Annotated in this window: 16 protein-coding genes and 3 rRNA genes; 12 read left to right on the top strand and 7 right to left on the bottom strand. The window is 39.0% G+C overall.

The genetic code is table 11. The annotated features are described in order from the left end of the window. The first annotated feature begins 125 nt into the window (after window positions 1-125). From EJF36_RS12735 to rrf, 3 genes are all read left to right on the top strand, one after another. Window positions 126-1,714, top strand: a 16S ribosomal RNA gene (locus EJF36_RS12735). Window positions 1,715-1,933: 219 nt separating this feature from the next. Then, window positions 1,934-4,875, top strand: a 23S ribosomal RNA gene (locus EJF36_RS12730). A gap of 204 nt (window positions 4,876-5,079) precedes the next feature. Continuing rightward, window positions 5,080-5,195: ribosomal RNA gene (gene rrf / locus EJF36_RS12725) — 5S ribosomal RNA — on the top strand. The 16S, 23S and 5S rRNA genes sit together here, the layout of an rRNA operon. Window positions 5,196-5,430: 235 nt before the next feature. Here the strand turns inward: rrf and EJF36_RS12720 are convergent. Then, window positions 5,431-6,321: an aldo/keto reductase gene (locus tag EJF36_RS12720; RefSeq protein ID WP_125906679.1), complete on the bottom strand. Its 891-nt coding sequence runs from the start codon at window positions 6,319-6,321 to the stop codon at window positions 5,431-5,433. Window positions 6,322-6,525: 204 nt separating this feature from the next. Between EJF36_RS12720 and EJF36_RS12715 the strand changes: the two genes are divergently transcribed. The 6 genes from EJF36_RS12715 to EJF36_RS12695 all read left to right on the top strand — a co-directional run bounded on the left by EJF36_RS12715 (window position 6,526) and on the right by EJF36_RS12695 (window position 11,731). Then, entirely contained in the window at window positions 6,526-6,819 is a 294-nt protein-coding gene (locus tag EJF36_RS12715) for a putative quinol monooxygenase (protein ID WP_125906678.1), read from the top strand. Between the two features lie 131 nt (window positions 6,820-6,950). Then, entirely contained in the window at window positions 6,951-7,187 is a 237-nt protein-coding gene (locus tag EJF36_RS12710) for a hypothetical protein (protein WP_125906677.1), read from the top strand. 157 nt (window positions 7,188-7,344) lie between these two features. Then, a complete protein-coding gene (locus tag EJF36_RS21565; RefSeq protein ID WP_185806904.1) occupies window positions 7,345-7,509 on the top strand; it encodes a hypothetical protein in 165 nt (54 codons plus the stop codon). A gap of 197 nt (window positions 7,510-7,706) precedes the next feature. After that, window positions 7,707-9,596 (top strand): PAS domain S-box protein, encoded by a 1,890-nt coding sequence (locus EJF36_RS12705; protein ID WP_185806903.1) that lies wholly within the window; start codon window positions 7,707-7,709, stop codon window positions 9,594-9,596. Between the two features lie 403 nt (window positions 9,597-9,999). Beyond that, the gene (locus tag EJF36_RS12700) at window positions 10,000-10,392 is read left to right on the top strand and encodes an RDD family protein (RefSeq protein ID WP_125906675.1); all 393 of its coding nucleotides are present in this window, start codon (window positions 10,000-10,002) and stop codon (window positions 10,390-10,392) included. Window positions 10,393-10,447: 55 nt separating this feature from the next. After that, on the top strand, window positions 10,448-11,731 hold the full coding sequence (locus EJF36_RS12695; RefSeq protein WP_125906674.1) for a M48 family metallopeptidase: 1,284 nt from the start codon (window positions 10,448-10,450) through the stop codon (window positions 11,729-11,731). Window positions 11,732-11,851: 120 nt separating this feature from the next. Here the strand turns inward: EJF36_RS12695 and EJF36_RS22200 are convergent, their stop codons facing one another. Together EJF36_RS22200 and EJF36_RS12685 are read right to left on the bottom strand one after the other, a co-directional pair. Beyond that, the gene (locus EJF36_RS22200) at window positions 11,852-12,580 is read right to left on the bottom strand and encodes a methyl-accepting chemotaxis protein (protein WP_395940634.1); all 729 of its coding nucleotides are present in this window, start codon (window positions 12,578-12,580) and stop codon (window positions 11,852-11,854) included. A gap of 1,077 nt (window positions 12,581-13,657) precedes the next feature. Next, on the bottom strand, window positions 13,658-14,170 hold the full coding sequence (locus EJF36_RS12685; RefSeq protein WP_125908374.1) for a DUF3231 family protein: 513 nt from the start codon (window positions 14,168-14,170) through the stop codon (window positions 13,658-13,660). Window positions 14,171-14,502: 332 nt separating this feature from the next. Here EJF36_RS12685 and EJF36_RS12680 point away from each other — a divergent pair, with 332 nt between their 5' ends. The 3 genes from EJF36_RS12680 to EJF36_RS12670 all read left to right on the top strand — a co-directional run bounded on the left by EJF36_RS12680 (window position 14,503) and on the right by EJF36_RS12670 (window position 17,412). Beyond that, window positions 14,503-14,745 (top strand): hypothetical protein, encoded by a 243-nt coding sequence (locus EJF36_RS12680; protein ID WP_125906672.1) that lies wholly within the window; start codon window positions 14,503-14,505, stop codon window positions 14,743-14,745. Window positions 14,746-15,182: 437 nt separating this feature from the next. Next, on the top strand, window positions 15,183-16,913 hold the full coding sequence (locus EJF36_RS12675; protein WP_125906671.1) for a methyl-accepting chemotaxis protein: 1,731 nt from the start codon (window positions 15,183-15,185) through the stop codon (window positions 16,911-16,913). Window positions 16,914-16,947: 34 nt separating this feature from the next. Further along, window positions 16,948-17,412, top strand: coding sequence for a chemotaxis protein CheW (locus EJF36_RS12670; RefSeq protein WP_125906670.1), 465 nt, complete (start codon window positions 16,948-16,950; stop codon window positions 17,410-17,412). Between the two features lie 208 nt (window positions 17,413-17,620). On the opposite strand, the gene EJF36_RS12665 is transcribed toward EJF36_RS12670, so the two are convergent. The 4 genes from EJF36_RS12665 to EJF36_RS21555 all read right to left on the bottom strand — a co-directional run bounded on the left by EJF36_RS12665 (window position 17,621) and on the right by EJF36_RS21555 (window position 21,081). Then, window positions 17,621-18,751 (bottom strand): SpoIIE family protein phosphatase, encoded by a 1,131-nt coding sequence (locus tag EJF36_RS12665; protein WP_125906669.1) that lies wholly within the window; start codon window positions 18,749-18,751, stop codon window positions 17,621-17,623. A gap of 431 nt (window positions 18,752-19,182) precedes the next feature. Next, window positions 19,183-20,295, bottom strand: coding sequence for an HD-GYP domain-containing protein (locus EJF36_RS12660; RefSeq protein ID WP_125906668.1), 1,113 nt, complete (start codon window positions 20,293-20,295; stop codon window positions 19,183-19,185). A gap of 144 nt (window positions 20,296-20,439) precedes the next feature. Next, window positions 20,440-20,829 (bottom strand): hypothetical protein, encoded by a 390-nt coding sequence (locus EJF36_RS12655; protein ID WP_125906667.1) that lies wholly within the window; start codon window positions 20,827-20,829, stop codon window positions 20,440-20,442. Window positions 20,830-20,922: 93 nt separating this feature from the next. Continuing rightward, window positions 20,923-21,081 (bottom strand): hypothetical protein, encoded by a 159-nt coding sequence (locus EJF36_RS21555; protein WP_185806901.1) that lies wholly within the window; start codon window positions 21,079-21,081, stop codon window positions 20,923-20,925. Window positions 21,082-21,110 lie beyond the last annotated feature (29 nt).

Raw genomic sequence — 21,110 nt, 5'->3', positions numbered from 1 at the left:
AAAAAATTAGCTCTTTGAAAACTAAACAAAACCAAGCGCTAAAACGTTTCTATTATAGAAACAAAACAAGCGACTTTAAGTCGCAAAAAGAATTGCCAGATGTAAATTTGAGCAAGTCAAACTTCTTTTCGGAGAGTTTGATCCTGGCTCAGGACGAACGCTGGCGGCGTGCCTAATACATGCAAGTCGAGCGAACCACTTCGGTGGTTAGCGGCGGACGGGTGAGTAACACGTGGGCAACCTGCCTATGAGACTGGGATAACTTCGGGAAACCGGAGCTAATACCGGATAATATTTATCTTTGCCTGAAGATAAATTGAAAGATGGCTTTTAGCTATCACTTATAGATGGGCCCGCGGCGCATTAGCTAGTTGGTGAGGTAATGGCTCACCAAGGCGACGATGCGTAGCCGACCTGAGAGGGTGATCGGCCACACTGGGACTGAGACACGGCCCAGACTCCTACGGGAGGCAGCAGTAGGGAATCTTCCACAATGGACGAAAGTCTGATGGAGCAACGCCGCGTGAGTGAAGAAGGTTTTCGGATCGTAAAACTCTGTTGTTAGGGAAGAACAAGTACCGTTCGAATAGGGCGGTACCTTGACGGTACCTAACGAGAAAGCCACGGCTAACTACGTGCCAGCAGCCGCGGTAATACGTAGGTGGCAAGCGTTGTCCGGAATTATTGGGCGTAAAGCGCGCGCAGGCGGTCCTTTAAGTCTGATGTGAAAGCCCACGGCTCAACCGTGGAGGGTCATTGGAAACTGGAGGACTTGAGTGCAGAAGAGGAGAGTGGAATTCCACGTGTAGCGGTGAAATGCGTAGATATGTGGAGGAACACCAGTGGCGAAGGCGACTCTCTGGTCTGTAACTGACGCTGAGGCGCGAAAGCGTGGGGAGCGAACAGGATTAGATACCCTGGTAGTCCACGCCGTAAACGATGAGTGCTAAGTGTTGGAGGGTTTCCGCCCTTCAGTGCTGCAGCAAACGCATTAAGCACTCCGCCTGGGGAGTACGGTCGCAAGACTGAAACTCAAAGGAATTGACGGGGGCCCGCACAAGCGGTGGAGCATGTGGTTTAATTCGAAGCAACGCGAAGAACCTTACCAGGTCTTGACATCCCTATGCCCGCCCTAGAGATAGGGTTTTCCCTTCGGGGACATAGGTGACAGGTGGTGCATGGTTGTCGTCAGCTCGTGTCGTGAGATGTTGGGTTAAGTCCCGCAACGAGCGCAACCCTTGATCTTAGTTGCCAGCATTTAGTTGGGCACTCTAAGGTGACTGCCGGTGACAAACCGGAGGAAGGTGGGGATGACGTCAAATCATCATGCCCCTTATGACCTGGGCTACACACGTGCTACAATGGATGGTACAAAGGGCTGCAAAACCGCGAGGTTGAGCGAATCCCATAAAACCATTCTCAGTTCGGATTGTAGGCTGCAACTCGCCTACATGAAGCTGGAATCGCTAGTAATCGCGGATCAGCATGCCGCGGTGAATACGTTCCCGGGCCTTGTACACACCGCCCGTCACACCACGAGAGTTTGTAACACCCGAAGTCGGTGGGGTAACCTGGGGCAAAACTTAACCTCTTATATTTATGATAGGAAGTTAAGTTTTGCCCTAGGAGCCAGCCGCCTAAGGTGGGACAGATGATTGGGGTGAAGTCGTAACAAGGTAGCCGTATCGGAAGGTGCGGCTGGATCACCTCCTTTCTAAGGATTATTACGGAACATCTACCTTACGGTAGATGAAGCGCTTTGGTTTTGTTTAGTTTTGAGAGAGCTATTAACTCTCAAAGATAGTTCCTTGAAAACTAGATAACGATAAACAACGACATCCAAAACCAATATAGGTTTAATTAGTAATGCCTCTTTTAACTTGTTTGTCGCAAAGTTAAAAGAACTGATTTAAAAACACGATCAATGATCGTAGGTTAAGTTAGGAAGGGCGCACGGTGGATGCCTTGGCACTAGGAGCCGATGAAGGACGGGACTAACACCGATATGCTTCGGGGAGCTGTAAGTAAGCTTTGATCCGGAGATTTCCGAATGGGGAAACCCACTGTTCGTAATGGAACAGTATCTACACCTGAATACATAGGGTGATGAAGGCAGACCCGGGGAACTGAAACATCTAAGTACCCGGAGGAAGAGAAAGCAAATGCGATTCCCTGAGTAGCGGCGAGCGAAACGGGATTAGCCCAAACCAAGAGGCTTGCCTCTTGGGGTTGTAGGACACTCTATACGGAGTTACAAAGGAACGAAGTAAATGAAGCGACCTGGAAAGGTCCGTCAAAGAAGGTAACAACCCTGTAGTTGAAACTTCGTTCCCTCCAGAGTGGATCCTGAGTACGGCCGGACACGTGAAATCCGGTCGGAAGCAGGGAGGACCATCTCCCAAGGCTAAATACTCCCTAGTGACCGATAGTGAACCAGTACCGTGAGGGAAAGGTGAAAAGCACCCCGGAAGGGGAGTGAAAGAGATCCTGAAACCGTGTGCCTACAACAAGTCAGAGCCCTGTGCATATTTTCCTCTGGAAAAATGCCGGGTGATGGCGTGCCTTTTGTAGAATGAACCGGCGAGTTACGATTACGTGCAAGGTTAAGCTGAATAGGCGGAGCCGCAGCGAAAGCGAGTCTGAATAGGGCGAATTAGTACGTGGTCGTAGACCCGAAACCAGGTGATCTACCCATGTCCAGGGTGAAGTTCAGGTAACACTGAATGGAGGCCCGAACCCACGCACGTTGAAAAGTGCGGGGATGAGGTGTGGGTAGCGGAGAAATTCCAATCGAACCTGGAGATAGCTGGTTCTCTCCGAAATAGCTTTAGGGCTAGCCTCATGAGTAAGAGTCTTGGAGGTAGAGCACTGATTGGACTAGGGGCCCTCATCGGGTTACCGAATTCAGTCAAACTCCGAATGCCAAAGACTTATCCATGGGAGTCAGACTGCGAGTGATAAGATCCGTAGTCGAAAGGGAAACAGCCCAGACCGCCAGTTAAGGTCCCAAAGTATACGTTAAGTGGAAAAGGATGTGGAGTTGCTTAGACAACCAGGATGTTGGCTTAGAAGCAGCCACCATTTAAAGAGTGCGTAATAGCTCACTGGTCGAGTGACTCTGCGCCGAAAATGTACCGGGGCTAAACGTATCACCGAAACTGCGGAATGTCTCACGACATTGGTAGGAGAGCGTTCTAAGGGCTGTGAAGCTAGACCGTGAGGACTAGTGGAGCGCTTAGAAGTGAGAATGCCGGTATGAGTAGCGAAAGAAGGGTGAGAATCCTTTCCACCGAATGCCTAAGGTTTCCTGAGGAAGGCTCGTCCGCTCAGGGTTAGTCGGGACCTAAGCCGAGGCCGAAAGGCGTAGGCGATGGATAACAGGTTGATATTCCTGTACCACCTCACCACCGTTTGAGCAATGGGGGGACGCAGGAGGATAGGGTGAGCGCGCTGTTGGATTAGCGCGTCCAAGCAATTAGGCTGATGATGAGGCAAATCCTTGTCATCGTGAAGGCTGAGTTGTGATGGCGAGGGAACTATAGTACCGAAGTCCTTGATTCCACACTGCCAAGAAAAGCCTCTAGCGAGGGGGTAGGTGCCCGTACCGCAAACCGACACAGGTAGGCGAGGAGAGAATCCTAAGGTGAGCGAGAGAACTCTCGTTAAGGAACTCGGCAAAATGACCCCGTAACTTCGGGAGAAGGGGTGCTTGTTGGGGTGTTAAAGCCCTGACAAGCCGCAGTGAAAAGGCCCAGGCGACTGTTTAGCAAAAACACAGGTCTCTGCGAAGCCGCAAGGCGAAGTATAGGGGCTGACGCCTGCCCGGTGCTGGAAGGTTAAGAGGAGGGGTTAGCGCAAGCGAAGCTCTGAATCGAAGCCCCAGTAAACGGCGGCCGTAACTATAACGGTCCTAAGGTAGCGAAATTCCTTGTCGGGTAAGTTCCGACCCGCACGAAAGGCGTAACGATCTGGGCACTGTCTCAACGAGAGACTCGGTGAAATTTTAGTACCTGTGAAGATGCAGGTTACCCGCGACAGGACGGAAAGACCCCGTGGAGCTTTACTGTAGCCTGATATTGAATTTTGGTACAGCTTGTACAGGATAGGTAGGAGCCTGAGAAGCCGGAGCGCTAGCTTCGGTGGAGGCGTCGGTGGGATACTACCCTGGCTGTATTGAAATTCTAACCCACATCCCTGATCGGGATGGGAGACAGTGTCAGGTGGGCAGTTTGACTGGGGCGGTCGCCTCCTAAAATGTAACGGAGGCGCCCAAAGGTTCCCTCAGAATGGTTGGAAATCATTCGTAGAGTGTAAAGGCACAAGGGAGCTTGACTGCGAGACCTACAAGTCGAGCAGGGACGAAAGTCGGGCTTAGTGATCCGGTGGTTCCGCATGGAAGGGCCATCGCTCAACGGATAAAAGCTACCCCGGGGATAACAGGCTTATCTCCCCCAAGAGTCCACATCGACGGGGAGGTTTGGCACCTCGATGTCGGCTCATCGCATCCTGGGGCTGTAGTCGGTCCCAAGGGTTGGGCTGTTCGCCCATTAAAGCGGTACGCGAGCTGGGTTCAGAACGTCGTGAGACAGTTCGGTCCCTATCCGTCGTGGGCGTAGGAAATTTGAGAGGAGCTGTCCTTAGTACGAGAGGACCGGGATGGACGCACCGCTGGTGTACCAGTTGTCTTGCCAAAGGCATCGCTGGGTAGCTATGTGCGGACGGGATAAGTGCTGAAAGCATCTAAGCATGAAGCCCCCCTCAAGATGAGATTTCCCATTCTAAGATCCCTTGAAGATGACAAGGTAGATAGGTTCGAGGTGGAAGCGTGGTGACACGTGGAGCTGACGAATACTAATCGATCGAAGACTTAACCAAGAAAAGTGGAGGCGGCTTGGTCAGCCTCGACCAGCATAAGACAAAACGACCGTGTGGCGTTCTTTGCCACAAGGGCGGATTGACTTATGACCTCGAGAGGCTAGCCGCCGGAACTGGACAAAAAGTCGACGCACAAACATCTAGTTGTTGTATTATCGTTATCTAGTTTTGAGGGAACAATCCCTAATATGTAAAATTGTATAGTTTGGTGACGATGGCGAAGAGGTCACACCCGTTCCCATCCCGAACACGGAAGTTAAGCTCTTCAGCGCCGATGGTAGTTGGGGCATTGCCCCTGTGAGAGTAGGACGTCGCCAAGCGCGCATAAAGCGAGTAGCCAATAGGTTACTCGTTTTTTGTTATGTTTTTAGAAGAATTTTGACCGTAAGGTCGAATGAAAAGATAAGAAATACATACATACATATAAGTGAGTGATGTGAGGAGCAAGAAGTGCTTTTAACGTCATTGTAATAAGAGTGTTAGAGTCTCTCGACAAAAGTAGTAGAAAAAGCTAGGTACTTACCTTTTTCGGCATGTACCTAGCTTAAGGATAATTTATAATAATTCTGTAGCTTTAGCGTTAGATACTACTTGCTCAGGGTTTTTACATCCAGGAATGACACTTGTTACAGCCGGATGCTTAAGGCACCATGCTAGAGCCCAGGAAGCCATAGATACGCCAACTGTCACTTCATTTCGCTTGATTTCCTCAACTAATCTTAGTTTGCGGTCGCGCTCCTCTTGCTCATGTCGAGAACGTACATCACCTGTCTCGAAAGTGGCGCCAGGGTTATACTTTCCGCTCAAATAACCACTTGCTAATGGTACGCGCGCTAAAACGCCCAGATTTTGACGCTCACATGATTGAAATACTTCCTTTTCAGGTTTTCGATCTAGTCTATTATATACGACTTGAATCACTTCTGCTCCTACTTCAGACGCTTTATCAGTTTGATAAATAAAATCATTGCCTGCAAGTGATATACCTAAATGGCGGATTTTGCCGGCTTGCTTTTGCTTATCTAACATAGTCCATAACTCATCATTTATAAATTCTTCATCTGTACATGAATGAGCTTGATACACATCAATATAATCAGTTTGCAGAGCCTTTAAAGATTGATCTAACTGTACAAGGACATCATCAGCGCTCCAATGTCTCGTACGATCGAAATTCCCATGAAAGTGATGACCAAATTTTGTCGCCACGATCCAATTTTCACGTTTATGTCTTGCTAAATAATCTCCAATAAATCTTTCTGAAAGGTGGTCGCCATAACATTCAGCCGTATCTAATAAATTTATTCCATGCTCTTGGGCCTTGTTCAGTATTTGATCAACTTGATCTTGTGTAAAATCCATCCCCCACTCGCCACCAAATTGCCAAGTACCAACACCTACAACAGATACATCTAAATTCGTTTTACCTAATTTTCGGTATTTCACTATAATCACCTCATACAAGTATTTCGAGTCTGATTCCCGAATATCCTTCTGTAACTTTTTACTCAAGAAATATTATGTGTGATAGCAGAAGCCTGTAGTCCCTATATAAAAACAAAAAGTTATTAAGTATTATTTAGAAATCTAACGACGAGTATAATAAAATTATATTTAATCATTAATTCATTTCAGAGGAGTGAAAAACACATGCATATTATCCATGCACATATTAAGGTGAAATCTAGTGAACGAGAAACGTTTTTGGATCTGACAAAGAGCTTAATCTCGGGTTCTCAAGCAGAACCAGGTAATATTAGTTATCAACTTTTCCAGGATACAAATGATATTAATACTTTCATAATGGTGGAAGAATGGAAGGATCTAGATGCAATTCATTATCATAACCAAACAGGTCATTTTATAGAGTTTGGAAAAAAAGCAATAGATATATTGGCTTCTCCTGTTGTTGTAAAGACGTTTGAAGTTAAGGAGATCCTCTAGGTTATTAAATGACATAGTATGGTAAAACATTTTCCCCAAAAATGTAGAAGAATATGGTAGGTAACCATAGAAACTGATAAGATGAGAGTGAAATATTAATTAACAATTTTCTTTAAAAAGGAGTAGCGGTAATGATAAAAAGGCTACCTACTATATTTCTATCACTTTGTTTAACTGTGCTGCTGTATATTCTCTTTTTTATACTAATATCCATAGGAGGAGGAAATGAGGCAAGTGATCCAAACATGGCTTTAGGTGCATTTGTGGCGATGACCTTCTTTGTCCATTTCCCATTAGCTTGGTTTATATGTAATACCATATTAAAAAAATATAATAAAAAGGCAACTACAATGCATGATCAGAAGTAGCATAAATGACATTCTACTTCCATGGTTATTTAAAACTGCATTTACTCGAACATAAAAAAACGATATACGTTAAGGTATTAGAATTTTTAAAAATATAGTAGTACCGCAAGATGAATGAAATGAAAATTAAGCAATAATAAGATAGGAGTACATCAATATGAAAGAAAAAAGCATATATTTGGGCGTTGGTTTTGTAATTGGGTTAGCGGTTGGCTTATTAAGCCTATCAAAAATTAGTGTGACAAATGTCGGGAATATCGACCGAATTGCCATTACAGTAAATAATAATGAGAAGAACTCACCAACAAACAACCACGAATAGCTTTCTGTTTAGACCATCCACATGAATGTAAAAGATAATTTTCGATACTCTCCTTATTTAGCTACTGTATAGATATCTTTTTATGAGTGACTAGCTTCTACGACAATTGTTGAAAAATTCTGTTCGCTCATAGACGAAACTATTATAAATCGATATGATAGGATTATAAAGAACTGGACAGTGTGAGGATGATGAATATGAGCTCTGATAGTATCCATATGATAAAGCAAAATAATCCACCTCCATGTAATACTGCAACCATTAGTTTCAATCAAATTAAGGTGCAAGAGAATATTGTGCTCAGTCGAAAAGAGTACGTTACTATCATTAATTATTCTTTAGATTTTTTTGCAGTGCTAATAGATGATAAGTTTGCAGTTATGAACGAATCAGCTCTTGAGTTGTTCGGTGAATCTTCAAAAGAAGGTGTAATTGGCCAGAGTATATTGGCGTATATACACGAGGACTTCCAAGACTCGTATATAGAACAAACTCGACATTTACAGTTGTTAGGGAACAGAAAAGTTTTAAAAGATTATGTAATTAATAGAGCCGATAACAGATCCATATACGTTGATCTATTCATACGCATGATTGAATGTGACGGTGCTAAGGCAATTGAAGTCATGATGAGAGATGTAACACTTAAGAAGAATATGGAGAATGACATCACAGGTAGTGAACTACGCTATCGAAAGCTCGTCGATAACTTAGAGGATTTTATCGGAATCGTCGATATTAAAGGGAAATGCATGTATATAAACAAAGCCGGTTCCATAATGCTTGGTGGTACAAAGCCAAGTGAGCTTATTGGACAAACTATTTGTGCTTATTTTCACGAGGATTATCAAGATGCTTGTAAAAGGAGAATAAGAAAGGCAATACTTGATAAGGAACCTTATCCAAAAGTGGAAAAGATTCTCATCACAAAAACGGGTAAGTGGAAAATTGCAGAAGTATTATCGTACCCAATAGAATTTAATGGTCAAACAGCTTGTCAATTTATTATTCGTGATATTACAAAACGAAAAAATGCAGAAAGACAGTTAGAAAGTGCAAAGATCAAATATGAAAGATTAATTGAATCATCTACGAATGGTATTGCCATAATTCAAGACAATCAATGTAAATTTGTGAATGAAGCAGCTCGAAATTTATTTGAAGCGAAAACAAAAGAGCAATTACTAGGGAAAGGCTTTTATAAAACTCTCGATGATGAGTTTAATCAAGATTGTAAAAAGCTTATAGAAAGTGGGGGCGTCACAAGTAAGTCTGAGCGAATTTTGACAACGCTAGCTGGAAAAGAGCTTCATACAGAAGTGATTGTTATTTCAACAACCTTTGAAGAACGACCAGCTATTCAGCTTATTATTCGTGATGTCACTGAGCAAAAGCAAGCGCAGCATTTAATGGTACAAGCTGAAAAAATGAACATTGTCGGACAACTTGCTGCTGGTATAGCACATGAGATTCGAAATCCTCTTACATCTTTAAAAGGATTTGTGCAATTATTCCGTTCTGGCACAATGATAAATGACGAATTTCTAGATATTATGGAAGCAGAACTTGAACGAATAGATATAATTTCTAGTGAGTTTTTGAGCTTGGCGAAGCCTGGTACGCAACGATTCGCCCCTACTAATCTTCTAGATATACTCGAGGATGTGGTTGCACTTTTAGATACAGAAGCATTTAAGTATTCTGTCACGATACAGAAGAAGTTCAGATTTAATGAAATCGTAGTTTTTGGTTTAGAAACGCAATTGAAACAAGTGTTTATTAATTTAATAAAAAATGCTATTGAAGGAATGCCAGAAGGAGGAATCATTGAAGTTAAAGCTAATATTGTGCAAGAGGAAGTCCAAGTCTCTATTAAAGATCAAGGCGTGGGAATGACAAAGAGTCAATTAGTTAGACTTGGAGAGCCTTTCTATACTACAAAAGAAAAGGGAACCGGATTAGGACTTATGGTTTCGTATTCTATTGTGAAAAATCACAAGGGAAAAATTGAGGTCAAAAGTAAGCCTAAGAAGGGAACGACATTTACTGTTATGCTTCCGTTACATACATCAACAATTGAGGATTGATGAATAAAAAGCTACTTAGCAAACACGAGCGATAGCTATATATCACTCGTGTTTATTCATTATAAGAGGTCAACCATTAGCCAATCTGTTACATAAGTAAGAGAATCACATGTCACAAAATATTTGAATATCGTTTTTGGATTCTGCATTCGATTTAGTTATAGTTGGATTACTGTCAGTTATTGCGTTAAAAGGTTTAACATGAATCTTAATTGTCAGTAGTATGGTGGCGTTAATTGGTACAATAACGCCCATACAAAAAAGGTAACAATATTCCTTTCCACTGCACAATAAATATTTTATGTGTCTGCCCTCAAATGAGAGTAGGCACTTTTTTGTGATTAATCAGCAGTAAGAATAGTGATAACCATAAAGGGTACGATAAGAATAGGAGGGATAATTTATGGAACAACACAGAGCTGGTTTTTGGATTAGATTTATCGCCTTTTTTATTGATAGCATTATTTTAGGTATTGTTCAATATATTGTTGGGTTTATCATTCCAGTATACGACATGACAGCTACGTCCATTATTAGTTTGATTATAACTTTTCTTTATTTTGTATGGTTTCAATCAGCTAATAACGGACAAACTCTCGGCAAAAAAATTACCGGTATTCGCGTAGCTAACTTAGATGGTGGTCGTGTTTCAATTGGTAAAATGCTTTTGCGAGAAATGATTGGAAAAATTCTCTCTTCGTTAATTTTATTCATTGGCTATCTTATAGCAGCTGGTAAACAAAAAAGAGCGTTGCACGACTACATTGCGCAAACAATTGTAATTCGAGCTGAGTAAATTAGACCCTTTCTCATGTGCGTGAGAGAGGTTTTTTAATAAGGAGTGTGTGCTAATGGAAAAGCCCTTACTTGTTCATCGACATGAAAATTTACTGTATGGACTATGTATTATAACAAGTATTTCAATTGCGATATACTTATTAATTTCAATAGTTGGTGCGCTAATTTTCATTATAGTTGGTGTGTTTACTTTATTTTCGCATGCTATATCTATGTCTCATATTCAAGTAAATGGTGTTCGTATTACGGAAAATCAATTTCCAGAATTATACAATAAAGTCCAAGAGCTTTGTAGCAATATGGAAATATCAAAAATACCTGAAGTATATGTAATTGAATCAGGTGGATTGCTAAATGCTTTTGCTACAAAAGTGTTTGGTTTATTTGGGAAAAATATAGTTGTTTTGTATTCCGATTTTGTGGAAGCATCCATGGAAAATGAAGGACAAGAAATTAATTATGTGATTGCTCATGAGCTTGCTCATATAAAAAGAAATCACATTACAAAAGCTCTACTTGTTTTTCCTGCCATGTGGGTGCCCTTTATCGGAGTAAGTTATTCAAGAATGGCTGAATACACATGTGATCGTATGGCTGCTTATTATACGGACAGTTCTGAAGAAGCTATAAATGGATTACTTATGTTAGCAGCTGGCAGACGTCTGTACAAAAAGGTAAGACTACCTGCTTACCAAGAACAGTATAACGATAAAAAAGGAATATTTATCACATTGATGGAACTTCTTTCAACCCATCCACCGATACCGAAACGAATACATGAAATTGAAACGTTGATGTACGGAAGTCCGCGTGTAGCTCTTATTAAAAGAGGAAAACAATCAATAGCGATTATGTTGATCGTCTTTTTACTGTTTCCGATTGTTGTGGCAGGGGGTACATTCCTTAGTATTCTTGCATTGGATAAGATAAACCTGTTTGATGAATTTCCGTATGAAAGTGAATATACGCCATTAATGGAAGCTTCTTTAAATGGAGATGTAGAAGCAGTCAATGAGTTGCTTAACGAGGGCGAAAATCCAAATGAGATGAACGAATATGGTGAAAGCCCACTTCTTATTGCAGTAGTCAATGAACATATAGAGGTGATAAACACTTTATTAAAAAACGGAGCGGATCCAAATTTTCAAGATACAGAGGGCTGGACACCCCTTATGTCTGCGGTTATGACAGAAAATTTACAAGTAGGCGAAATACTTCTTGAAGCAGGAGCTAATCCACTACTTGTAGACCAATATGAAATGACAGCAATTGACTATGCTAAGGATATTGGTAGTAGTGAGTATTTACAATTAATGAATGCTTATATTGAAAAATAAATGGGAAGGTGCATAACCATTTGGATAGTCTGACAACTCAATGAGAAGAGATAAAATCATAGCTCATTTAAAAAATAAAACACCCTAACGTAGAGTATGTAATACGTCAGGGTGTAGTTATTATTTTGTTTCGTAATAGTCCTGAATAGCTTTTGCCTTTTTTACAACTTCAGAAACTTGTTCAGCTACATTTTGTCCATCTTCATTTAGGGAATCAACAGTAGCACTAATTTCTTCTGTACTTGCACTTGCTTGGTCAATGATAGCAGCAAGCTCTGTTGTAGCGCGGTCAACATCGTTCGTTTGCTCGGTTACATTTTTTGATAGGATATCTAACGTGTCTGCACGTTCTGTAACATTTTTAATGTTTTTAGCTAAGTCTTTGAATACGTGTGATACTTCGTCCGTAGAAGAAAGGTTTAGAGTAAGTGTACTTTCACTTTCATTCATATCATTAAGAGCAAGTGTATTACTGTTGTTCACTTCTTCTAAGTTTTTTGTAATTTTTTGTGTAATAGTACTAGTTGTTTCAGCTAAGTTACGAATCTCTCCAGCTACAACCGAGAAGCCTCTACCAGCTTCACCTGCTCGTGCCGCTTCAATGGAAGCATTCAATGCCAACAGATTAGTCTGTTCTGTAATTTGCTTAATGTCAACAGCAAACGAATTCGTTTCTTCAATTTTCTTTGTTAATACATCAAAGTTTTGCTTCAATCCTGAAACAACGGAACGCAACGTCTGTGTATTTTGGATAAGTGTAGCTAATTTATCTTCACCTAGTGAAACTAACTCATTAGAGTGCTCTGATTTACTTAACAAATCCTTTGATACATCGCGTAGCTTGGACATTGTTTCTATCGTGTTTGTTGTATTGGTTTTTACAGCATTTATTTCTTCACTCTGCACTTGGCTACCTGATGCTATTTCTTGTATCGCACTGGCCATTTCATTTTGAGAGGAGGCTGTTGACTGAATATATTTTTCAATTTGAACAATATTTTCAATGATGCCGTTAAACTGCTGTTGTAGCTGCTCTTTTTCAAGCTGCTTTTCATTTGCCTCTGCTTCCGCTGCTGTCAGAAATCCTTCGACTTGTTTTGATTTTTTGTGGCTTTGGAAGATAACAACACCAAGTAACAAATTCATAAGAACATATAATAGGACAGCATACTGGAATGCGCCAGCAACGATAACTGCCTGTTCTCCAGTTGCGTATGTTTTATTTAAAATCAGTAGAATAAATCCTAAAATGCTTCCAACTATAAATACATTTCGGTGTAATGATATAGATGCAAAGACTAGTAAAAATAATACGATAAGTGTGATATTAATATTACCACCGGACGTTAATATACTATATGTAGTGAACGCACTTAAAATAATAACACTGGCATACGGATATACAATATGTTTTTTTAATACTAAATCACTTGTGATAAAAAAAACAATTAGTAACGCTAGTTCTATTCCATATAACATAATGTTTTTGCTGTCTTTATTCACAAAAGACATTATTAAGCCAAGTAGCACAGTAATAAAAGAAACGCCAAACAATATTTTGTTTTTAGTTTTTTGTTCTTGAAGAACAAAGTCGTTTATAGTCAAACTATCCACCCCGATTTTTGTCGAATTTTGCATTATACAATTCAGTATAAGATTTTTATAGTTTTTTAGCAATGATATAAAACTAAAAAAGATAAATACATTATATGGTATATGATTATGAAGTATTTCCGATACCTGTTCTTGTTTAATGTGAGTCTTTTGAGTGAGAGTAAAAGAGAAGTTCATTAAGTATGTTGGAAGTCGACTTAATTAAGTGAGGTGTCGAAAATTTTTAGATTGGAGGGACATTCTTTTCTTTTAAACTACGCTTTGCCTTAATAAAAAAGAACAGAATGAATGAACATTCTGCTCTAACGTGATTTAACAGTCTTCACCTTTATGATGATGAAGTGGTGGTGGTATTAACCATCCTTTTTCTTTGTTGAGTCTAAGAACTTTAGCTCCGAGTGTAGCTTTTTGCACATGAAACTGTCCGAATAACATAGCGATGTCTTCTCGAATTGATTGCCCCATGATTTGACTGCATGCTACTAATCCTGCGGCAATATCTTTGGATAAAGAAGCAGCTATTTCTTGATCTTGAAACCTTGCCCCTGTTGGAATGTCCTCTAAGCAAGCTTTAGGTCTGTCGGGTGGGGTTGGAGGTAAACCAATACCATTTTCTTTTAATATAGCCTCAATCTGCTTTATTTCTTGCTGACCACCTTGAATCGCCTCTTCAAGTATTCTTTGTAAATCTTCATCACCTGCATGATTTAACTGAGTTTGATACCCAGCAACCATCCCTTTAGCTGTTAGAAGAAAAGACCAAGCTCCAAATACCTCTCCATAATGCATAGGTTCATTTGTTGGATTTCCACTTAAAATACCCATAAAAGCACTCCTTATTGTTTGTTGTAAGTTCATATATCTTCTCCTTAAACAACAAACTACAAGTAAAGTATCTCAAATCAGGATAAAAAGTATGCAAAAGAAAAGAAATGAACAAGCAACACTTAAACCGACTAAACGTTAAACTTTAAAGCAAGAATTAGCGACACTATAAATTCTGTTAATATAAAAATGGATATTTTATACAACTTTTTGATGTTTTTATGACATTTCATTTTTAGGGAATAATATGTTTGATTTAAGTCACAGTGATTCAAAAACTTCTATGCTATTCTTAATCTACATTAACTATCAAAATTGCTGGAGGGATATAGATGAGCTGTGGATGTTCTTCAAGATTAAAAGATGGAAAAGACATAGTAGATCATGTGAAAAATAAAGGAAAAGAAAACTTTGCACCAAAAGTGGCACACGAAATAAAATGTGAGTGCGGTGAGAGTTTTACAATGGTAACAGTTGTTATGAATTGTCCAAAATGCGAAATGACGTATGCTGTTACTCCGTGTGGGTCAGATGATATAAGTAAAATCAAACCAGCGGGCATTAAATACGCATAATAATTTACTTTTTAAAGGCAGTAGAGGTATGTATACTCTACTGTCTTTTTGTTTATCTATAGGAATATTGCTCACCTCTAACCACTGGAATCTTTTCTGTTTTGTAATAGGCTATACAAAATAACCTCTCGGGGAGAGCGATATGACCAAGAATTATGTTTAGGCAATTAAAAAACAAGCTTTAGGAAAGAAATAGGTTTATGTAACCGCTAATGATAACTAAGTTCAAAAATTACATATCATTAAATTTACTTGTTGCGTAAAAAAACGTAAACACTTCGGAATTGCAAAAAAATTTATAGGATAATCTTTTAGTAGATAAAAAGTACTACTGTGTGTATAATATGGGTATTAAGTATTAGTACTATAATACTATTTTATAGAGAATTTTTAGTAATATAGTCCTATTATAAAAAATACAAGAAGGTTGTGTGAACATGAAGCTACGATATAAATTGATTGCTATGATGTTAGTCTTATTGATTATTCCCAGTGTCGTGATTGGAGGAATGGGTTACATAGTTGCGACAAATAATCTGGATGAACTTGGGAGAAAAATTTTACAAAATGGTGTGGAATCAAGTCTTCAAGTAATAGATTCTTTGCATATGCAAGTTCAAGATGGGGCTTTGACATTAGAAGAGGCACAAGAAAATGCAAAGGTATATTTGATAGGTAAGTTAAATGAGGACGGTAGCAGAATTATATCAAATCCAGTTGATTTGGGTGAAAATGGCTATTTTTTTGTACATGATAACAAAGGAAATGAAGTCGCTCATCCCTTTATGGAGGGACAGAATGTATGGGATGTGAAGGACGAAGACGGCATATATTTTGTGCAGGAGCAGATTAAAGAGGCACAGAACGGAGGGGGATTTGCAACTTATAAATGGGCCTTACCGAACAAACCTAAAGTGATCGCTGAAAAGATAACATACAGTAAGCTAGACCCACATTGGGGTTGGGTGATAACAGCTGGGACGTATAAGCAAGACTTTAACGATGGTGCGAATGAAGTGCTATTATTTTTGAGTATCACGCTAGTCATTGCCATCCTAGTAGGAGGCGTTGTAGCGTTTTTCTTCGCTGAACGAATCGCAAAACCAATAAATCTTGTTTCAAACCATATGGAGAAAGTAGCTTCTGGTGACATATCAACTGATATAGATTTGATCAATAGAAAGGATGAAATTGGACAACTTATAAACAGATTTCATTCGATGGTTCTTCAATTAAGAGGTTTGATTGGTAAAGTGCAAGGCTCTATAGGTAATATTACAGCAACTTCCCAAAATTTAAGCGCTGTTGCTGAAGAAACAACCGCATCAAACGAAGACATAAGTAAAGCAATTGATGACATTTCAAAAGGAATGCTTCAACAGGCAAGTGATACAGATGATACGAATCGAAGTGCGATGGAATTAGCCGAGCATATAACTCTATTATCAGAAAAAACAGAGCAAATGCGATTGGGATCAAGAGATGTTGAATCATCAAGTATGAATGGGAAAGAAAGTATTGATGTGTTACGAGTGAAATCGCAACAAACGACACAATCAGCTCAGTTAGCACGACAAGTGATGGAGGACTTAACAAGTAGAGTAAGAGAAATCGAAGGTATCGTGGCTTCTATTGACCAGATTTCTAGTCAAACGAACCTCCTGGCGTTAAATGCATCAATTGAGGCTGCACGTGCTGGTGAACATGGAAAAGGCTTTGCTGTTGTTGCTAGTGAAGTGCGTAAGCTAGCAGAGGAAACATCAAGGGCAACTGAACAAGTTAGACATACTTTAAGTAATATCATAGATGAAACGGTGAAAGTTAATGCGGAGATGGATAAAACAAAACTGCTAACAGAAGAACAAATGGGTGCAGTAGGACAAACAGAGAATGCTTTTGATGTAATTGCAAATTCAATACAGTATATTGGTGAAATTATAAAAGAAGTGGATGGAAACATTCAACAAACAGTGATATCACAGGATAAAGTGGTAAGTGCCATTGAAAGTATTGCGTCAGTAAGTGAAGAAGCAGCGGCTTCATCCCATCAAATGAACTCTAGTATAGAAGAACAATTACGAGCGTTTGGTATTGTGTCAGAGTCAGCGACTGAGTTGAATGAATTAATTGCTGATTTGCAAGGTGAAATGAAGAAGTTTGTATTGTAATGCGATGATTGTGTAAAAAGGGAGGAGGAGTTAAATGAATAAATATGTTGTCATTAAAGTAGGAAATGAGGAGTATGGACTTTCTATTGACTATGTAACAAATATAGAAAAATATAAAAGTGTAACACCTATTCCTCACGCACCCTCCTACATGTTAGGAATGGTGGACATTCGTGAGGAAGTTATACCGGTGTTAGATGCGAAGCAAATACTCTTTGAACAAAAGACTTTACATAGTGGAGAAAGATTTCTAATTATCCTGAAAATTGATAACAAGTCTCTCTCTCTGCTTGTTGAAGAAGCTAAGAATATTCTAGATGTGACTGACGATATGATTAAACCATTTGTGTCAGTCTCAAATCAATCTTCGTTTCTTAAAGGGATAGTGAATGTAGACGAAAAGTTAATCACATTAATAGATTTCCGTGACGTATTGCAATCACTAGATAATTTACCTGATATTCAAAAAGTATTAGAAAAACGAACTAGTATGCAGTAAATTTGATAAATGAATAAAGAAAAATCTAGTCATAAAAAGTCGGTACGAGATACCGACTTTTTTCGCTTATGAAAATAACAATCATGTTTAATTAAAATCTGTATAAAGTACTTTGCATTGCGACGCCATTGAAAGAAAAAATTGAAATATGAACGTCAAACTATCTGAATTTGTTGTGCTCTAGTCCAGGAGATAAAGATAATACTTATTAAAAAAGGTCAATGAAAATCATGGTAATATCATCTGTTTGTTCTTGATGTTTAGTTGATTGAAAATAAGCTTCCATGTTACGTCTAGTAAAGGAGCCTTCCTTGGCCCAGTTAGTAAATTTTTTCGTACTATAATCTTTTGATATGCTCATATGGTCCATCAGACCATCGGTATATAAAAAAATTGAAGAATTAGGTTCATATGAAACAAAATAACTTTCTACACTTGGAAGATTTGATAGCATCCCAATAGGAATCGTTCCATCGGATAACAATTGTAGATCATTCTGATTATTTATTAGAATACCGTGGGGATGTCCGCAATTAATATACTCAATTGTTTTCGATTCCATATCAATGAGAAGAATAAGGGCCGTGAAATAGGTTCTGGCATTATCTTTATAAAGAGAATCTACGTGTTTATTAAGCTGTTTAACTATTAGCGGCAACTCAACTGTGTGCTCTAGAATGCTTCTAAAGCTTGATACTGTTTGCATACTTAATAAAGACGCTGAAATTCCATGGCTAACAATATCAAATATAGCCACAACATATTGGTGATCACTAATCTTCTGCCAGTGGTAAATATCTCCTGAGAGCTCTTTGCATGGTTTATAAAGTGCAGAAATTCGAATTATATCCAAGTTCACTTCAGAAGGTAAAATATCTAACTGTATACTTTTAGCAAGTGCTAATTCATTTTTCATTTTTATTTCGAATTCTTTTTTCTCTGTTATATCAATATGCTGTATAATCATCCCTTTAAAAAAACCTGAATCAAGTTTATATTCAATAGGATTTACATGCATTAAGAACCATCGTTGTTGTTTATCTGTTGGACAAGGGTATTCAAGGGTATACTCTTCGCTTTGTCCCAATAGAACTTTCTCTAGTTCTCTATAAACTTCTTGTGCGGAACTGTTTTTACAAATCTCTAGATAGTTTACACCAACTCCACAAGTAGATGGAGTTCCACCATTCTTCTCTGTAAACATATCCCATGCTTTATTCGTCAAAATTATAGTTCCTGTATGGTCAAGAATTGCTACTTGACGCGTCATTGTATCAATGATGGGCTTATTAAAAGAAAGGATTTGCTGTAAATATAACGGTGTTTGTACTTTTTGCATACATAAAACTCCATAGTGAATGACTTTACTTTATTATAAAAGCAAATATCTTAGTAATGAAATAGGAAAGCTTAATCATTTTATAATTAACACTGAGTGGACACAGTTTTTTCACAAAATAGATAGTGTGATAAAAATTTATTTAATTTTTCTAGAGAAATTGTTGCTCCGAGGAATTCACCTAATATATTATTTTCACGATACTAAAGGCGTTACACAGCTTAAAGTATAACTATAGCAAGAGTTAAATAATCAATAAACGTACTATTGGTAATGTTTGGTGAAAATTAAATTGAGTGCTTATACAGAAGCCTAGTCTCTATAGCGGGGTATCTCAAATGTTACAAGTAAATCAATTCCGAAAGGATCTATGAAATTGTTATCAAACGTATAAATATAAACGAGCGAGGGACTTTACCTCGCTCGTTTCCCTAATATAACAGAGCATCTGCTTTAACAATTTCTACTGTTAAACATTCATTTGCTGCTAAATCTATCTCATACGGTGTTACTTTCTGGCCTTCTTCATCACGAATAATTCGAATTTCCGGACGCCCAGCACTACGGAAATTATACTTGGAAACAATACCAGTACGGCCGTCGTTAAGCATAACGGTTAACCCTTGCGGATATATCGCAATGCACTTTCTGAATAATTGCACTTGTTTTTTATCAAATTGAGTAGCACTTCCTGCATACAAGTATTCAAGAGCATTATGTGGCAGCATCGCTTGCCGGTGAGGGTGATGATTTGTTAAAGCTTCAAATACATTTACAACGCTTAGCAGCTTGGCATAAGGATGAATGTCATCTGCCTTAAGACCTCGCGGATATCCTGTTCCATCTATTCGTTCATGATGCTGCAATGCACAGTGAGCAACCGGAAGGGGAACTTCATGAACCTTTCGGAGCACATCAAAGCCAAGCTCTGTGTGTGATTGAACATATGCAAACTCACGATCAGTTAGTTCGCCTGGTTTATTCAAAATTTCTGGTGATATAAACATAGTGCCTATGTCATGGAGCATCGCACCTAGACCTACCTCTTCGATTTTTTTTAGAGGCAAGCCGTTCTCTATCGCTAACTGACAAGCATAAATAGAAACATTTAAACTATGAGTATACACAAAGTTATCATGTATTTTCGTTGAAGCTAGAAGTTGAAGTGCCGCTGGCGCTCCTTTAAGACATTGCGTGATATCTCGAAAGATTTTTTGAAAGCTACGAATGGCGCGAGAAGTTTTCATCATACCTTGGATTTGTGGAGCATGAGGAGATGTTAATCCTGCAATTGTCGTAAGTCCTTCTGTAATGACATGAACCGCTTCAACTCGTAGCTCCTCGGGAATAGAATCTATAATATCGATACCTTCCGAATCATCATCTTCAATATAAATTGTAAAAACCTGAAGCTTCTTTAACCGGGCAATATGCTGTTCGGTTAATTGTGTACCGGCTGCTAATAACACAGAACCATTTTCATGGGAAATAGATTTTGCTAGTGAAATACCTGCTTGACATCGGTCTACAGTAACTAAACGCATTTTACTCTCTCCTACACTTCAACTCTATGAATACTATTTAAAAAATAATGCTATTACTTTTACTGTACAACTAATTTATTTCAAAGGGAATACGTAGTTATTGTATTATTTTTGAACATTAAATGCTGGATTTATACACATTCATTACTTAACAGAAGGTGTCAGTTCTAACAAGAAATCCAATCCACTCGTATTTATAAGCACCCGATTGTCGCCTTGTCTTCCCGTATAATGTTTTGAAATTGTCTTGCCTACTATAAACTCTCTTTGTATGTCAGCACCCTCAACATATAAATATATTGTCTCTCCATCACGCTCAATCTTACATGATTGCAGCTCATATGTTTTTTTTACCTTAAAACTCCCACCATGGCTGACCTTTCCCGTTCGAAGGAAGACATGTTTCCCAATAAACATATCAAGGTCTTCCATTAGTTTTTTTGCCTTTTCCTTTCCACCAATGCCTCTTATACCATCAACGATTAATACTGCTGTATCTATAAAAAAGCGCAAATCAAAAATTTCATAAGGCATGAGAGAATCTCCTTGAATATTAATTTGGTATAAAACAGCAGACAAAACAAACTAACCCCTTTTGTCTGCCAAATAATTCTTTTTTTTAAAGTATTACTGATCTGTTCTTTTTCCAGGTTCGTCCGTGCCACCTGTGTCGTTACCCGTTGTGGCTGTATAGCCAACTCGATAAGAATAATCTTTTTTCTGTTTAAGTGCATTTGGCATTTTGTATTGCTCATTGTTACTTTGGAATCCACCAGATTCGGACATACATACTGCTCCTTTCACTAAAAAGACTT

The sequence above is a fragment of the Bacillus sp. HMF5848 genome, from assembly GCF_003944835.1.
In the GTDB taxonomy this organism is placed as follows: domain Bacteria; phylum Bacillota; class Bacilli; order Bacillales; family HMF5848; genus HMF5848.
Note: the sequence above shows the minus strand (reverse complement) of the source record. Positions and strands in the feature narration are given on the sequence as shown.

Coding starts and splice junctions, on each gene's coding strand:
- EJF36_RS12715 (WP_125906678.1), top strand. CDS start 6,526: ATGCATATTATCCATGCACATATTAAGGTGAAATCTAGTGAACGAGAA.
- EJF36_RS21555 (WP_185806901.1), bottom strand. CDS start 21,081: ATGTCCGAATCTGGTGGATTCCAAAGTAACAATGAGCAATACAAAATG.
- EJF36_RS12705 (WP_185806903.1), top strand. CDS start 7,707: ATGAGCTCTGATAGTATCCATATGATAAAGCAAAATAATCCACCTCCA.
- EJF36_RS22200 (WP_395940634.1), bottom strand. CDS start 12,580: ATGTCCAAGCTACGCGATGTATCAAAGGATTTGTTAAGTAAATCAGAG.
- EJF36_RS12675 (WP_125906671.1), top strand. CDS start 15,183: ATGAAGCTACGATATAAATTGATTGCTATGATGTTAGTCTTATTGATT.
- EJF36_RS12685 (WP_125908374.1), bottom strand. CDS start 14,170: ATGGGTATTTTAAGTGGAAATCCAACAAATGAACCTATGCATTATGGA.
- EJF36_RS12700 (WP_125906675.1), top strand. CDS start 10,000: ATGGAACAACACAGAGCTGGTTTTTGGATTAGATTTATCGCCTTTTTT.
- EJF36_RS12695 (WP_125906674.1), top strand. CDS start 10,448: ATGGAAAAGCCCTTACTTGTTCATCGACATGAAAATTTACTGTATGGA.
- EJF36_RS21565 (WP_185806904.1), top strand. CDS start 7,345: ATGAAAGAAAAAAGCATATATTTGGGCGTTGGTTTTGTAATTGGGTTA.
- EJF36_RS12670 (WP_125906670.1), top strand. CDS start 16,948: ATGAATAAATATGTTGTCATTAAAGTAGGAAATGAGGAGTATGGACTT.
- EJF36_RS12710 (WP_125906677.1), top strand. CDS start 6,951: ATGATAAAAAGGCTACCTACTATATTTCTATCACTTTGTTTAACTGTG.
- EJF36_RS12680 (WP_125906672.1), top strand. CDS start 14,503: ATGAGCTGTGGATGTTCTTCAAGATTAAAAGATGGAAAAGACATAGTA.
- EJF36_RS12660 (WP_125906668.1), bottom strand. CDS start 20,295: ATGCGTTTAGTTACTGTAGACCGATGTCAAGCAGGTATTTCACTAGCA.
- EJF36_RS12665 (WP_125906669.1), bottom strand. CDS start 18,751: ATGCAAAAAGTACAAACACCGTTATATTTACAGCAAATCCTTTCTTTT.
- EJF36_RS12655 (WP_125906667.1), bottom strand. CDS start 20,829: ATGCCTTATGAAATTTTTGATTTGCGCTTTTTTATAGATACAGCAGTA.